We start from the raw sequence: 12,584 nt of genomic DNA, 5'->3' as shown, positions 1-12,584 counted from the left end.
CGGAGTCTAATCACAACGCGTGGCAGACTTTAACCGTCACCAAAAAAGCAACATCCAGTGTTAATTGACGCGGTAGTAAACGCTGGGTGGCTCCTGGTGTCAGGGTGTTCCGGAGACCTGCCTGGAGTATAGGAGGATCACATTCTGATTACAATTCCCCTACAAACTCTTTGGTATATTTTAGGTGGAACAGTGATCCTACTCACGATTTTCACAATTGATACAATTTTAATTATCTGATTTGACAATAGTTCAACAATTCAGTTACAAACTAAGCCTGTAAATTCCTATGATGCGCAAAAGTTATGGGGATACACTTTCCCCTAAGCGCAAGTTATGTAACATTGCGATAATGAGCATTAAAAAGCATCAGGTTATTGGTTACCAAGAAGTTATGTCCTGACCGGATCTTTAACAACCGCGATATGCAGCATGTCCATGGCTCACCGGTTCCCGCTGGGAACGCGCCGCTCACTCTGTACCCTGCACCCGTTTTATCCCCGCAGAGTGATACTGTGTAGTTTTGCCAACCGCAACATGAACGCGTTTCAGGTGTCTAAAGATCCTTACCCACATAAGGCGCTATGGAGACGAAAATGACAGATAAAAAAGTAACGCTAACCCTGCAAGATGGAACATCTATTGAACTGGACGTGCTGAAAGGTACGCTGGGCCAGGATGTCGTTGATGTCCGCACTCTGGGTTCAAGTGGCCTGTTCACCTTCGATCCCGGTTTTACGTCTACCGCGTCCTGCGAATCTGCAATCACCTTTATCGATGGGGATGAAGGTATCCTGCTGCACCGTGGTTTCCCTATTTCTGAGCTGGCGACCCACTCTAACTATCTGGAAGTCTGCTACATCCTGCTGAACGGCGAAGCACCAAACCAGAAACAGTTTGATGAGTTCCGTACCACGGTTACCCGCCACACCATGATTCATGAGCAGATTACCCGCCTGTTCCACGGCTTCCGTCGCGATTCGCATCCGATGGCGGTAATGTGCGGTGTTACTGGTGCACTGGCTGCGTTTTACCACGATTCGCTGGATGTAAACATTGAGCGCCACCGCGAAATCGCAGCGTTCCGTCTGCTTTCTAAAATGCCGACCATGGCAGCGATGTGTTACAAATATTCTATCGGCCAGCCGTTTGTCTATCCGCGCAACGACCTCTCCTATGCGGGTAACTTCCTGCACATGATGTTTGCCACGCCGTGCGAAGAGTACAAAGTGAATCCGGTGCTGGAACGCGCCATGGACCGCATCCTGATCCTGCATGCTGACCATGAGCAGAACGCCTCAACCTCTACCGTTCGTACCGCTGGTTCAAGCGGCGCGAATCCGTTTGCCTGTATCGCCGCCGGGATCGCCTCCCTGTGGGGACCGGCGCACGGCGGTGCCAACGAAGCGACCCTGCGTATGCTGGAAGAGATCAGCACCGTTGAGCACATTCCGGAATTTGTTAAACGCGCCAAAGACAAAAATGACTCTTTCCGTCTGATGGGCTTTGGTCACCGCGTTTACAAAAACTACGATCCACGCGCGACCGTGATGCGCGATACCTGCCATGAAGTCCTGAATGAGCTGGGTATGAAGGATGACCTGCTGGAAGTGGCGATGGAGCTGGAACACATTGCGCTGAACGACCCGTACTTCATCGAGCGTAAACTCTATCCAAACGTGGACTTCTACTCCGGTATCATTCTGAAAGCGATGGGTATTCCATCCTCCATGTTTACGGTGATCTTCGCGATGGCCCGTACTGTTGGCTGGATTGCACACTGGAAAGAGATGCACGACGAAGGCATGAAGATTGCCCGTCCACGTCAGCTCTACACCGGTTATACCGAGCGCGAATTCAGCTCACAGCTGAAAAAGTAAGGCTCAGTGGATAGCGGAGAGGGATCTCCGCTTGATGTTGCTTTAAAGCCGGGGGCGATTGGCTGTGATACCGCGCCTGCGCAGAGAACACGGTCAGATCGGAAAGTCGCTTAAACCATCCATGGCCGCTCGGCCCGCGCCGTCCCTGGCGCGGGACGCTTTCCTCCTCTGACCGTATTCCCTGCGCGTCAGACTTCTTCGTAGCGGCTGGACTCACCCGGATTCGAGTTTGTCAGCTGTTTGCAGTAAGAACCTTTTCCTGTTTTGTTCGCCAATGCGGTCGCCCCTATCTCTGACAACCCGGACACCAGTAAAAAGGCCGTGATGAGAGCGTGCCCTTCTCAATCACAGTGCCGCAGCGCCGGCATTTTTTGCCCTGTCGATGAAACACCTCAAACTGAAACGCCGCTTCCTCATGATATTTCTTCATGGTTCCACGCATCCGATAGGCATGGCGCGGCACTGAAAGCAGCGCTTCGCTGAAAGCAGTCAGCTGATCATTACTGAGATCCTGCGCCCGATGATTTGGCAGCAACTGTGCCAGCCAGAGAATTTCGGCACGCAGGTAGTTTCCCAGCCCGGCCAGAAAAGCCTGATCCAGCAACAGACCACTGAACTGCCGCCGCCGGAAACGGGGTGACAGCAGCCGCTCTTTCACCTCTTCCACTGTCAGGGCACTGTTCAGCACATCCGGTCCGATACGATTAAGAAACGGATGTGCCGCCAGCGTATCCGCATTAAGCAGCTCAATATCTGAGGCGCTGTAGAGCAGAATCGCTTTGCCCGCCGTCGCCAGTCGCACCCGCAACTGACGGGTGGAATTCAGTTCGGTGTCAGGTTTTACAATGCGCCAGACACCATAAAGCTGGTTATGGCTGTAGAGCGTCAGGCCATTGCTGAAATGAGTCAGCAGCGCTTTACCCCGCGTCTCAATCGCATTAACCTGCTCACCAATCAATGCCGGTTCATAGGTTTTGAGCTGAGGAAACGCGAACCACGCTTCCGTTAACGGCTGACCCACAATGGCGTCTTCAAGTTTATCCGCCACGCGGCGAATTTCCGGTCCTTCAGGCATCGTTCATCCTCTTAATGGGTAGCGCCGCCAGCCTGTCTGATATCCTCGCCGGTCTCCAGCGTGACCTTTACCGCAATTTCCAGCGCCTGAATAATGGACGCCAGCGCCATGCTCGGTGCGCCCGGATGCTGCGCCGCCTGTTCAGGCAGATAAGGAATATGGATAAAGCCTCCCCGCACCGGACTGTCATGCTGCTCAAGCCAGTGCAGCAGGCCGTACATTACGCGGTTACAGGTAAAGGTGCCCGCCGTTTGCGACACTGAAGCGGGGATCCCCGCTTCACGCACCGCCGCCACAATCGCTTTGATGGGCAGACGGGAAAAATAGGCTGCCGGGCCACCTGCTACAACGGGCTCATCCACCGGCTGATGACCGGCGTTGTCCGGGATACGGGCGTCATCGACATTAATACCAATACGTTCAACGGTAATGTCGCTACGGCCGCCCGCCTGCCCCACCGACAGAATCGCATCCGGTTTCACCTCTTCCAGCGCCTGATTCAGCACCCTGAGTACGTCGCTGAATACCACCGGCAACTGGCGGATCACTATCGTCGCCCCGCTAATCTGTTTACCTTCCAGCGCGCGCACCGCTTCCCATGAAGGGTTAATCGTTTCACCGCCAAAAGGTTCAAAGGCGGTCATCAGGACAGTTTTCATGCAACCTCACAGGAACATCAGGAAATAGAGCAGGAAAATATTAACGATTAACAGTAGCACACCGGTCGGAATCTGAGCCTTGATCACCGCGTTACGATCGGGCAGTTCCAGCAGCGCCGCCGGGACGATATTGAAGTTGGCCGCCATCGGCGTCATCAGCGTACCGCAGTAGCCGGAGAACATACCAATTGCCGCCATCACTGCCGGGTTTCCGCCGTGCTGCAACACCAGAATCGGGATGCCGACGCCTGCGGTGATTATCGGAAACGCCGCAAAAGCATTACCCATGATCATGGTTAACAGCGCCATCCCGACGGCATATACGGTGACCGCGACAAAGCGATTATCTACCGCCAGCCAGGTTTCTGTCAGATGCGAAATCGCACTGCCCACGCCTGCGCTGGTAAACAGCAGCCCCAGGGTGGCAAGGATCTGCGGCAGGATAAAGGCCCAGCCAATCGAATCCAGCAGGCGACGGGTCTCCTGCATCGACTGCACCGGTTTCTCGTGGGTCAGTTTTAACGCCACCAGCCAGCCAATCACACAGCCGACCATCATTGAAAACAGCGTCACCAGCGTGGCGTGGTTACCGGGGCCGAACACCGCATCCTGCAAACCGGGAATATGGTTAAACGCCAGCACACCGACCACGGTCACGACCGGAATCGACAGTGCAGGCAGAAACAGTTTATTGCGCAGACGCAGCGCACTGGCCTGTTTCTCTTCATCGCTGCGCTGATGATAGCGACCCAGCCTGACACCGCCAAACCCGGCAATCAGCGCCATCACCACCACAATGACACCGATGCCGATGTGCAGCATACGGGTGCCCGCCGCATCTGACCCCATCCAGGCGCTCATCAGTTGCGTCGTCCAGTCACCGACCAGAAAAACCAGGCCATACAAGGCCCAGAACAGTCCGGTGGTAAAACGACGCGGATTCGCGCTGTCACGCCAGGAAAGCACCGCCACCACCAGCAGGATAATGCCCGCCAGCCACATCAGATATTGTTGCTGGAACATTACTCACCTCCTTTGGCTTTCAGCGCCTGACGGTTCAGCTGCTGCAGCTCTCGCGCCAGTTGCCGATCCAGCCGCACCAGACGTGCCGAGTGGATCAGGAACGCGGCGACGGCAGTTGGAATGCCCCATAAGGCGATGTGCAGCGGTTCGGTCTGAATCCCGGCTGACTCCTGCATAAAGTTGTGCATAAAGATAATCGCGCCAAACGCCACGAAGATATCCTCACCAAAGAAGAGGCCGACATTATCGGTCGCCGCTGACATCGCGCGCAGCCGATGGCGCAACTCAGGTGAGATCTCGCCATAGCGGCTTTCAGTTGCTCCTTCCGCCATCGGTGCCAGCAACGGACGCACCATCTGCGGATGTCCGCCGAGACTGGTTAACCCCAGCGCGGCGGTGATTTCGCGCACAAACAGGTAGACGATCAGCAGCCGTCCGGCGGTTGCCGTTTTGATCTGTGCAATCCACGCCTGCGCCCGCTCTTTCAGTCCGTGACGCTCCAGCAGGCCAATGACCGCCAGCGGCAGCAGCAGGATCAGCGGCAGGTTGCGGGTGTTGAGAAAACCTGCCCCGAGCTTTTCCAGAATGTCCGCCAGCGGCATCATCGCGGCCAGACCGGTCACAAACCCGGCGACAATCACCACCAGCACCGGATTGAATCGTAACAGGAAGCCGACGACGATGGCGGCGATGCCCAGTAATGGCCAGAGATTTACTGCACTATCCATGGATTTCCCTCAGAGTTGAAAAACCCGGCATACGCCGGGCTAAGTGTGGTTATTCAGTTGCTGGTGACACGAATCTGCTGATCGGCAAACGCATCACGCAACCGCTGTGCAAATTGCAGGGCGTGCGCGCCGTCGCCATGTAAGCAGACAGTCTGTGCATTCACCGCAACCCATTCTCCGGTGATACTTTTTACTTTGCCCTGCTGCACCATCGTCAGCGTCTGACTGATAGCCTGCTGTTCATCTTCAATCAGCGCGCCCGGCTCGCTGCGCGGCACCAGCGCACCGCTACTGAGATAGCCACGGTCGGCGAACACCTCTTCCCGCGTGCGTAAGCCGTAGTGCGCCGCCGCACGAATCGATTCGCTGTTAGCCAGTCCCACCACAATCAGCTGGCTGTCGACCGCCCTGATGGCACGGGCAATGGCATCCGCCAGCACCGGATCGGCCGCTGCCTGGTTGTAAAGCATGCCGTGCGGTTTAACATGAAGCAGCCGCGCACCTTCGCTTTCCGCCAGACTTTTCAGCGCACCAATCTGGTAGATCATCTGGGCGTAGACCGTTTCCGGCGGCAGCTGCATGGCGCTGCGGCCAAAGTTCTCCCGATCGGGAAAAGCGGGATGTGCACCAATCGCGACGTCGGATGCCTGTGCCCAGCGCACCGACTGCAGCATGGTCTGCGCATCACCTGCGTGAAAGCCACAGGCGATGTTGGCGGAACTCACCAGTTGCAGCAGCGCCTGATCGCTGGCGCAGCCCTCGCCCAGGTCGGCGTTTAAATCAATTTTCATTGAGTCCCCACTTCATCTGGTCCAGGGCGCGTTGCTGATGCTGACGTGCCAGCATCGCTTCCGGCAGGGTGCAGTGAATAAAATGAATCGGCTCACCCAGCCGGATTTGTGCCAGGTGATAGAGATCGGCTTCGATAACCGAGGCGATGCGCGGATAGCCGCCGGTGGTCTGGGCATCCGCCATCAGCACGATAGGCTGTCCGTTCGGCGGCACCTGAATCACACCCGGCATCACGCCGTGTGACAGCAGCTCGCGCGGGCTCTCGCGCTCAAGCTTGCGTCCCTCAAGCCGGTATCCCATCCGGTTACTTTGCGGGCTGAGTTTCCATGCGGTACGCCAGAACGCCTGCTGCGCTTCGCGGCTGAACTCGTGATACTCCGGGCCAGGTAGTGCGCGGATGCGGTTGCCCCATAGCAGTTGCCGCACCCCGACTTTACGGTCAAACGTGCGGGTCGGTTTGCCCAGCGGGAGCTGATCGCCATCCTGCAAGGTTCGCCCCTGAAAGCCGCCAAATTTTGCTTTTAGATCGGTGCTGGCGGAGCCGAGCATCGCAGGGATATCAAAACCGCCCTGCACTGCCAGATAGCTGCGCATGCCGCGCTGCGGCATCGCCAGTGACAGGAGCTGCCCCCGTTTCACCGGCGTGCGCCAGCCCGTCCAGACCGGCTGGCCGTCAAGCTCCGCATGGCAGCCTGCGCCGGTCAGCGCAAACCAGCCATCGCGGGTAAACTCCGCTTTGAACTGGCCGAGCACCATCTCCAGCACCGCGCTGTCGGGATCATTGCCCACCAGCACATTGGCGGTGAACATCGCGGGATGATCCAGCACACCGCCAGGGCTGATGCCATACTGACGCCAGCCGTAACGGCCCGCATCCTGAATAGTGGCGGCCAGGCCGGCTCGCAGAATGTTTAACATACGCCCTCCTGTTGCGGCACAAAGCGAACCCTGTCACCGGGACGGAGCAGCGTGGGCGGTTGCTGCAGGGGATCAAACAGCGCGGTGCGCGTCTGGCCAATCAACTGCCAGCCGCCGGGCGAAGCCAGCGGATAGACGCCGGTCTGGCTGCCGCCGATGCCCACCGAGCCGGCGGGCACTGCAACCCTGGGCTCAGCACGCCGCGGGATGTGCAGGCGCGGATCCAGTCCGCCCAGATAGGGAAAACCGGGTTGAAAGCCGATAAAAAAGACCACATAGTCGCTGCTGCTGTGCAGCTCAACCACCTGACGGGGCGTCAGCGCGGCGTGTTCCGCCACCACCGTCAGATCGGGGCCAGACTCGCCGCCATAGATCACCGGGATCTCCACCTGACGCGACTCCGGCAACTGCGCTTCACTCTCTTCCCACCAGCGCTGAAGCCGCTCTATCGCGTCCAGCGCGCTCTGCTGGGGATCTCGCAGGATCAGGGTGATGTTGTTCATGCCGGGGATCACCTCCAGCACGCTGGCATAGTCGTGCAGGCGCTGATTCAGTCCCCAGATTCGTTGCTGGCTCTCCAGTGAGACCGGCGGTTCCAGCTCCAGCACGACAGCGCGTTCACCCAATAAATAACACCGTGCTCGTTGCAACAGCTACCTCCCGCTCAGTTGAGATCGCGCCTGGCCGACCTGACCGGATGCCCGGTACAGCCCATTGCTTATCTACGTAAAGCAAACAGTTATGCGAAAGTGACAGGGATGTGTCAACAGATTTAGGTCCTGCGCAGGCGCGCAGGACAAGGGAGAGTGTCAGGCAGGATTAGGGATATCGATGAAGGTCACATCAAGATCGTGGTGTTGCGCCAGCCAGTCGCCCAGCGCTTTTACGCCGCCGCGCTCGGTGGCGTGATGGCCTGCGGCAAAGAAATGCAGCCCCTGCTCACGCGCGCTGTGAATAGTCTGTTCAGAGACTTCACCGGTGATAAAGGCATCGACGCCCGCCGCCGCGGCCTGGTCGATAAAGCCCTGCCCGCCCCCGCTGCACCATGCAATACGACGGATCAGCGCTGGCGCGTTGTCACCACAATGCAGGGGTTCACGTCCCAGCCGCTCACCGATTCGGCGGGCCAGCTGTTCGCCTGACAGGGGCTCAGCCAGCTCACCCCAGAATACCAGCGGCATCACTTCGCCGCGCACTTCGATATCCAGCAGTTTCGCCAGCTGGGCGTTGTTGCCCAGTTCAGGATGCGCGTCGAGCGGCAGGTGCCAGCCATAGAGATTGATATCGTTGGCCAGCAGGGTCCGCAGACGACGGCGCTTCATGCCTTTAATCGCGGCCGGTTCACTTTTCCAGAAATAGCCATGATGGACAATAATCGCATCGGCCTGACGCGCCACCGCCTCATCCAGCAGGGCCTGACAGGCAGTGACGCCGGTGATAATCGTTTTGATCTCGCTGCGTCCCTCAACCTGCAAACCGTTGGGGGCGTAATCGCTGAAACTGTGGCTATCGAGTTGCTGATTGATCAGCGTCTCTAATTCGTAATGGTTCATTCAGGCTCCTTCGAGGCCTCAGGCTGCGCTCTTGGCGCGCTCAAAGGCGTCTAATGTCTTTTTACGTGCCACCTTATGATCCACGATTGGTGCCGGATAATCGAGTTTCTTATGATGCTTCTCCGCCCAGACATGGGGCTGGTGAATATCGCTGTCAGGGACCCCGGCCAGTTCAGGCAGATAGTGACGGATAAAATCCCCCTTCTCATCGAAGCGCTCGCCCTGCGTGGTCGGGTTAAAGATGCGGAAATAGGGCGCCGCGTCCGTGCCGGTCGAGGCCGCCCACTGCCAGCCTCCGTTGTTCGCGGCCAGGTCACCATCAATCAGCTGCTGCATGAAATAGCGTTCGCCTTCACGCCAGTCGATCAGCAGATCTTTGACCAGGAAACTGGCGGTGATCATCCGTAAGCGGTTGTGCATCCAGCCCAGCGCCTTCATCTGACGCATTGCGGCATCGACAATCGGATAGCCGGTTTTACCCGCTTTCCACGCGTCGAAATGTGCGTCGTTACGCTGCCATTCAACGTTTCGCGTCCAGTCGATAAACGGCTTGTGTCGGCACAGCGCCGGCCAGGCAACCAGCAGATGACGGTAGAATTCACGCCAGATCAGCTCGTTCAGCCAGGTGAACGCGCGGCTGTTGTCCAGCGCATCGGGATGTTCATGCAGCACGCGATGCAGGCACTGACGTGGCGACAGTACGCCGGTCGCCAGATAAACCGACAGACGGCTGGTGGCGTCCAGCGCCGGAAGGTCGCGCTTAGCGGGATAGTCGATAACCGGTTGCGTGGCGAAATGGCGCAACCGCTTCAATGCCGCCGCTTCGCCTGGCGGAAACAGATCCTGATCAAAGGCTTCGGTTGGATAGTCAAAGGCGGGAATCGGGGTAGCTTTCAGCGGTGCGCCTTCGCGCGCTTTCGGCGCAGGCACGCACTCAGGCAGCCCCTGCTGCAAGCGGCGGACAAAGGCTTTGCTGAACGGGGTAAACACCTTATACATCGAGCGATCGCCGCTCTGCACACTGCCGGGCGGCAGCAACAGGCTGTCATCAAAGCCCTGGCAAATCACGCCCGCGTCGTCGAGACGCTTTTCAGCCTCCGCATCGCGCTGGCGTTCATTAACTTCATACTGGTAATTGTAGAAGAGCTGATCGACCTGCTGCTTAGCGCAGAACTGCAGCAGCGCATCAATACTGTCGCTGAAGGCGTGACACGCCTGATAGTGCAGTTCAATGCCCCGCTCTGCCAGCGCACGCTGCACCTGCAACAGACTGGCGTGGATAAACGCCGCCTGCTTCGGTGACATGTCATGCTGCTGCCACTGTGCTGGCGTGGCAAGGTAGAGCGCAATCACTTTTGCATCGCTGTCGCGGCAGGCGGCGTGCAGCGCCAGATTGTCGTTGACGCGTAAATCGTTACGCAGCCAGACCAGATGGGTGGTCATACTCCTCCTGTATTACTGTCCGTAGCGTAAGCACAAGGCTTCGGGATAGGGATCGAAATAGCGTTGCTGGGCCAGCCACGGGTGCGGGTACTCCGCCATGTAGTGTTTGAGAATGGTAATCGGCACCAGCAGCGGTTGTGTGCCCTGACGATAGCGGTCAATCAGCGTTGCCAGCTCCTGGCGCTGCGGTGAACTCAGATGCGTGCGGAAGTAGCCCTGCACATGCATCAGCACATTGGTGTGATTGCGACGTGAGGCGGGACGTGACATCAGTTCCATCATGCGATTGCGGTATTCAAAGGCAAAGGCGTCCAGCGACTCCCACTGGCTCATGGAGGCGACAAAGGGTCCCAGCTCGCGGTATTTCTCCTGCGAATGCGCCAGCATCATCAGCTTGTAACGGCTGTGGAAGGCGATCAGTCCCTGCCGGGTCAGACCGCTTTCCCACATCTGATTAAATTCATGCAGCGCGCAGACACGACCGATAAAGTTCTCACGCAGGGCGGGATCGTGCAGACGACCATCTTCTTCCAGCGGCAGCCAGGGCATCTCGCGCTGCAGGAATTCAGTAAAAATACCGGTGCCTGCTTTGCGGTTATTGTTGTTATCGGGCTCATAGACCCGCACCCGCTCCATGCCACAACTGGGTGATTTGGCGCAGAGGATATAGCCACAGAGGTGATGCAGCGATTTTACCCGCTCAGCAGACCAGTCACGCATCTGCGTCGTAACCTCTTCTCCGCCATCTTTGCTGAAGCAGAGATGCAGCTCATCATCGCCCTGCTTCACCAGACGCAATGCCGGGCGCGGCGTTGGCAGACCAATCGCCATCTCAGGGCAGATGGGCTCAAAACGGACAAATGGGGTGAGATCGTCGGTCGCAAAAGTAAGACGCTTATGCCCACCATCAAATCTGACGCGGTCGCCGAGCAGGCATGCACTGATTCCAACGGGGATTTTGTTGCTCATACTTGTACAACCTCCGAAATCTTGTAGAGGTTTAAGTGTAGCGTAAAATGGTCAGGAATAAAGGGTTAAAACGGGATTCCGGATCGCTTATTCTCAGAAAAAACGCAAAAAAAAGCCCGGTCAGTTGACCAGGCCTGTTTTGCGGCAGGGGAAATCACCAGAACGCGCCACCACCCGCTTCAGCCTGCGCCAGCCAGACCGGCTTGGCGCTGGTCTTACACCAGACGCGGTGCAGGTAGCTGTAGAAACGTGCCCGATCCTGTCGAAACAGCATAACAGGAAGCGCCAGTACGCCGAGAAGAACCACCAGCGTACGTCGCGCAATAATTTTATAACGTGGATAAGCCCGATACATGGTTTCTCCTCCCGGTAAGTGAAATAGTGTGAATGTGATCTGTGTTCAACTTTACGCCAGGTTGTGTAATTTTACTACTCATCTGACCACTTATTTGCCGCTATTTTTGCTGTTTAAGAATTAACCTGTAATTAAGTTACAAAAAGGTTACCGCCTGGTTGCGTTAGCGTTGAAAGGGCCGACAGATTATGGTCGCGGACGCCAGCATAAAATGTTGATAAAGTAGCGCTTCGGTCCCCACTCAAGGCAGGTATTGCGTGACCACGGTTTTGATCGTTGAAGATGAAAAAGAGATCCGGCGCTTTGTCCGGCTGGCGCTGGAAAATGAAGCCCTTAAGGTGTTTGATGCCGATACACTGCAACGCGGACTGATTGAAGCGGCGACCCGCAAGCCGGACTTAGTGATCCTGGATCTGGGTCTGCCGGATGGAGATGGCACCGATTTCATTCGTGACCTGCGACAGTGGAGCGCCATACCGGTGATTGTGCTGTCAGCGCGCAGCGATGAGCAGGATAAGATCGCCGCACTGGATGCGGGGGCAGATGACTATCTGACTAAACCCTTTGGCATTGGCGAACTGCTGGCGCGCGTCCGGGTTGCGCTGCGTCGTCATAGTGGCCAGCAGCCGGATGCCAGGGTGACGTTCGCCGACGTCAGCGTCGATTTCGCCGCACGACGGGTACAGCGCGGCAGCAGCGAGATTCACCTTACCCCGATTGAATTTCGTCTGTTGAGTATTCTGCTTAACAATGCCGGCAAGGTGCTGACGCAGCGGCAGTTGCTGAGCCAGGTCTGGGGACCCAATGCGGTGGAGCACAGCCACTATCTGCGCATCTATATGGGACATCTGCGCCAGAAGCTGGAAGCCAATCCGACACAACCGGCTCATCTGCTGACGGAAACCGGGATCGGCTATCGCTTTATGCCATAAAAAAAGGCGCCAGAGGCGCCTTTCATGACTGCAAACAAACTCAAATCTGAGCAAATACTGACCGCAACGGATAAACCCCGAGGCGCAGGGAACAGGGTCAGAGGAGGAAAGCGTCCCGCGCCATGGATGGCGCGGGCCGAGCTGTCATGGATGACATCTTTTGCGTCTTTCCGATCTGATCCTGTTTCCTGTGCTGGCACGATCCAACAGCTAGCCGGGTTGGACTTTACCAGCAACCTTAATGGTACCGAGCGTAC

Annotated in this window: 13 protein-coding genes; 2 read left to right on the top strand and 11 right to left on the bottom strand. The window is 57.1% G+C overall.

All coding sequences use genetic code 11. The annotated features are described in order from the left end of the window. Nucleotides 1-596 precede the first annotated feature (596 nt). Complete coding sequence (locus ACMGGP_RS04575) at nucleotides 597-1,880, top strand: citrate synthase (protein WP_010260725.1); 1,284 nt, start codon at nucleotides 597-599, stop codon at nucleotides 1,878-1,880. Nucleotides 1,881-2,166: 286 nt separating this feature from the next. Here ACMGGP_RS04575 and nei read toward each other — a convergent pair whose 3' ends face one another. From nei to ACMGGP_RS04520, 11 genes are all read right to left on the bottom strand, one after another. Beyond that, nucleotides 2,167-2,955, bottom strand: coding sequence for an endonuclease VIII (gene nei / locus ACMGGP_RS04570; RefSeq protein ID WP_010671297.1), 789 nt, complete (start codon nucleotides 2,953-2,955; stop codon nucleotides 2,167-2,169). Nucleotides 2,956-2,966: 11 nt separating this feature from the next. Beyond that, on the bottom strand, nucleotides 2,967-3,614 hold the full coding sequence (gene pcp, locus ACMGGP_RS04565; RefSeq protein WP_010671296.1) for a pyroglutamyl-peptidase I: 648 nt from the start codon (nucleotides 3,612-3,614) through the stop codon (nucleotides 2,967-2,969). A 6-nt stretch (nucleotides 3,615-3,620) separates the two neighbouring features. Beyond that, nucleotides 3,621-4,637 carry a DUF979 domain-containing protein gene (locus ACMGGP_RS04560; protein WP_031592206.1) on the bottom strand — a complete coding sequence of 339 codons (1,017 nt, stop codon included), beginning with the start codon at nucleotides 4,635-4,637 and terminating at the stop codon, nucleotides 3,621-3,623. Then, the gene (locus ACMGGP_RS04555; RefSeq protein WP_010671295.1) at nucleotides 4,637-5,365 is read right to left on the bottom strand and encodes a DUF969 domain-containing protein; all 729 of its coding nucleotides are present in this window, start codon (nucleotides 5,363-5,365) and stop codon (nucleotides 4,637-4,639) included. Before ACMGGP_RS04555 ends, ACMGGP_RS04560 begins: the two co-directional genes overlap by 1 nt. Before the next feature lie 53 nt (nucleotides 5,366-5,418). After that, nucleotides 5,419-6,156 carry a 5-oxoprolinase subunit PxpA gene (gene pxpA, locus ACMGGP_RS04550; protein WP_498798212.1) on the bottom strand — a complete coding sequence of 246 codons (738 nt, stop codon included), beginning with the start codon at nucleotides 6,154-6,156 and terminating at the stop codon, nucleotides 5,419-5,421. Further along, nucleotides 6,146-7,075 carry a 5-oxoprolinase subunit PxpC gene (gene pxpC / locus ACMGGP_RS04545; protein ID WP_010260710.1) on the bottom strand — a complete coding sequence of 310 codons (930 nt, stop codon included), beginning with the start codon at nucleotides 7,073-7,075 and terminating at the stop codon, nucleotides 6,146-6,148. Before pxpC ends, pxpA begins: the two co-directional genes overlap by 11 nt. Further along, nucleotides 7,069-7,701 (bottom strand): 5-oxoprolinase subunit PxpB, encoded by a 633-nt coding sequence (gene pxpB / locus ACMGGP_RS04540; protein ID WP_498798211.1) that lies wholly within the window; start codon nucleotides 7,699-7,701, stop codon nucleotides 7,069-7,071. Before pxpB ends, pxpC begins: the two co-directional genes overlap by 7 nt. Nucleotides 7,702-7,884: 183 nt before the next feature. Further along, on the bottom strand, nucleotides 7,885-8,628 hold the full coding sequence (locus ACMGGP_RS04535) for a type 2 GTP cyclohydrolase I (RefSeq protein ID WP_010260703.1): 744 nt from the start codon (nucleotides 8,626-8,628) through the stop codon (nucleotides 7,885-7,887). Between the two features lie 18 nt (nucleotides 8,629-8,646). Further along, a complete protein-coding gene (gene phrB / locus ACMGGP_RS04530) occupies nucleotides 8,647-10,071 on the bottom strand; it encodes a deoxyribodipyrimidine photo-lyase (protein WP_033771141.1) in 1,425 nt (474 codons plus the stop codon). A 12-nt stretch (nucleotides 10,072-10,083) separates the two neighbouring features. After that, nucleotides 10,084-11,040, bottom strand: a complete 957-nt coding sequence (locus ACMGGP_RS04525; protein ID WP_010671291.1) for a YbgA family protein — start codon at nucleotides 11,038-11,040, stop codon at nucleotides 10,084-10,086. Between the two features lie 154 nt (nucleotides 11,041-11,194). Next, nucleotides 11,195-11,395: a DUF2517 family protein gene (locus ACMGGP_RS04520; protein ID WP_010671290.1), complete on the bottom strand. Its 201-nt coding sequence runs from the start codon at nucleotides 11,393-11,395 to the stop codon at nucleotides 11,195-11,197. A 257-nt stretch (nucleotides 11,396-11,652) separates the two neighbouring features. Between ACMGGP_RS04520 and kdpE the strand changes: the two genes are divergently transcribed. Further along, nucleotides 11,653-12,327, top strand: coding sequence for a two-component system response regulator KdpE (gene kdpE, locus ACMGGP_RS04515; protein ID WP_010260694.1), 675 nt, complete (start codon nucleotides 11,653-11,655; stop codon nucleotides 12,325-12,327). Nucleotides 12,328-12,584 lie beyond the last annotated feature (257 nt).

Source organism: Curtobacterium sp. BNK-1, from assembly GCF_048685235.1.
Classification (GTDB): domain Bacteria; phylum Pseudomonadota; class Gammaproteobacteria; order Enterobacterales; family Enterobacteriaceae; genus Pantoea; species Pantoea agglomerans.
Note: the sequence above shows the minus strand (reverse complement) of the source record. Positions and strands in the feature narration are given on the sequence as shown.

Excerpts from the sequence above, each read along its gene's own strand:
- pxpA (WP_498798212.1), bottom strand. The coding sequence starts at position 6,156 with ATGAAAATTGATTTAAACGCCGACCTGGGCGAGGGCTGCGCCAGCGAT.
- ACMGGP_RS04560 (WP_031592206.1), bottom strand. The coding sequence starts at position 4,637 with ATGTTCCAGCAACAATATCTGATGTGGCTGGCGGGCATTATCCTGCTG.
- pxpC (WP_010260710.1), bottom strand. The coding sequence starts at position 7,075 with ATGTTAAACATTCTGCGAGCCGGCCTGGCCGCCACTATTCAGGATGCG.
- ACMGGP_RS04535 (WP_010260703.1), bottom strand. The coding sequence starts at position 8,628 with ATGAACCATTACGAATTAGAGACGCTGATCAATCAGCAACTCGATAGC.
- ACMGGP_RS04555 (WP_010671295.1), bottom strand. The coding sequence starts at position 5,365 with ATGGATAGTGCAGTAAATCTCTGGCCATTACTGGGCATCGCCGCCATC.
- pcp (WP_010671296.1), bottom strand. The coding sequence starts at position 3,614 with ATGAAAACTGTCCTGATGACCGCCTTTGAACCTTTTGGCGGTGAAACG.
- ACMGGP_RS04575 (WP_010260725.1), top strand. The coding sequence starts at position 597 with ATGACAGATAAAAAAGTAACGCTAACCCTGCAAGATGGAACATCTATT.
- nei (WP_010671297.1), bottom strand. The coding sequence starts at position 2,955 with ATGCCTGAAGGACCGGAAATTCGCCGCGTGGCGGATAAACTTGAAGAC.
- ACMGGP_RS04525 (WP_010671291.1), bottom strand. The coding sequence starts at position 11,040 with ATGAGCAACAAAATCCCCGTTGGAATCAGTGCATGCCTGCTCGGCGAC.
- phrB (WP_033771141.1), bottom strand. The coding sequence starts at position 10,071 with ATGACCACCCATCTGGTCTGGCTGCGTAACGATTTACGCGTCAACGAC.
- ACMGGP_RS04520 (WP_010671290.1), bottom strand. The coding sequence starts at position 11,395 with ATGTATCGGGCTTATCCACGTTATAAAATTATTGCGCGACGTACGCTG.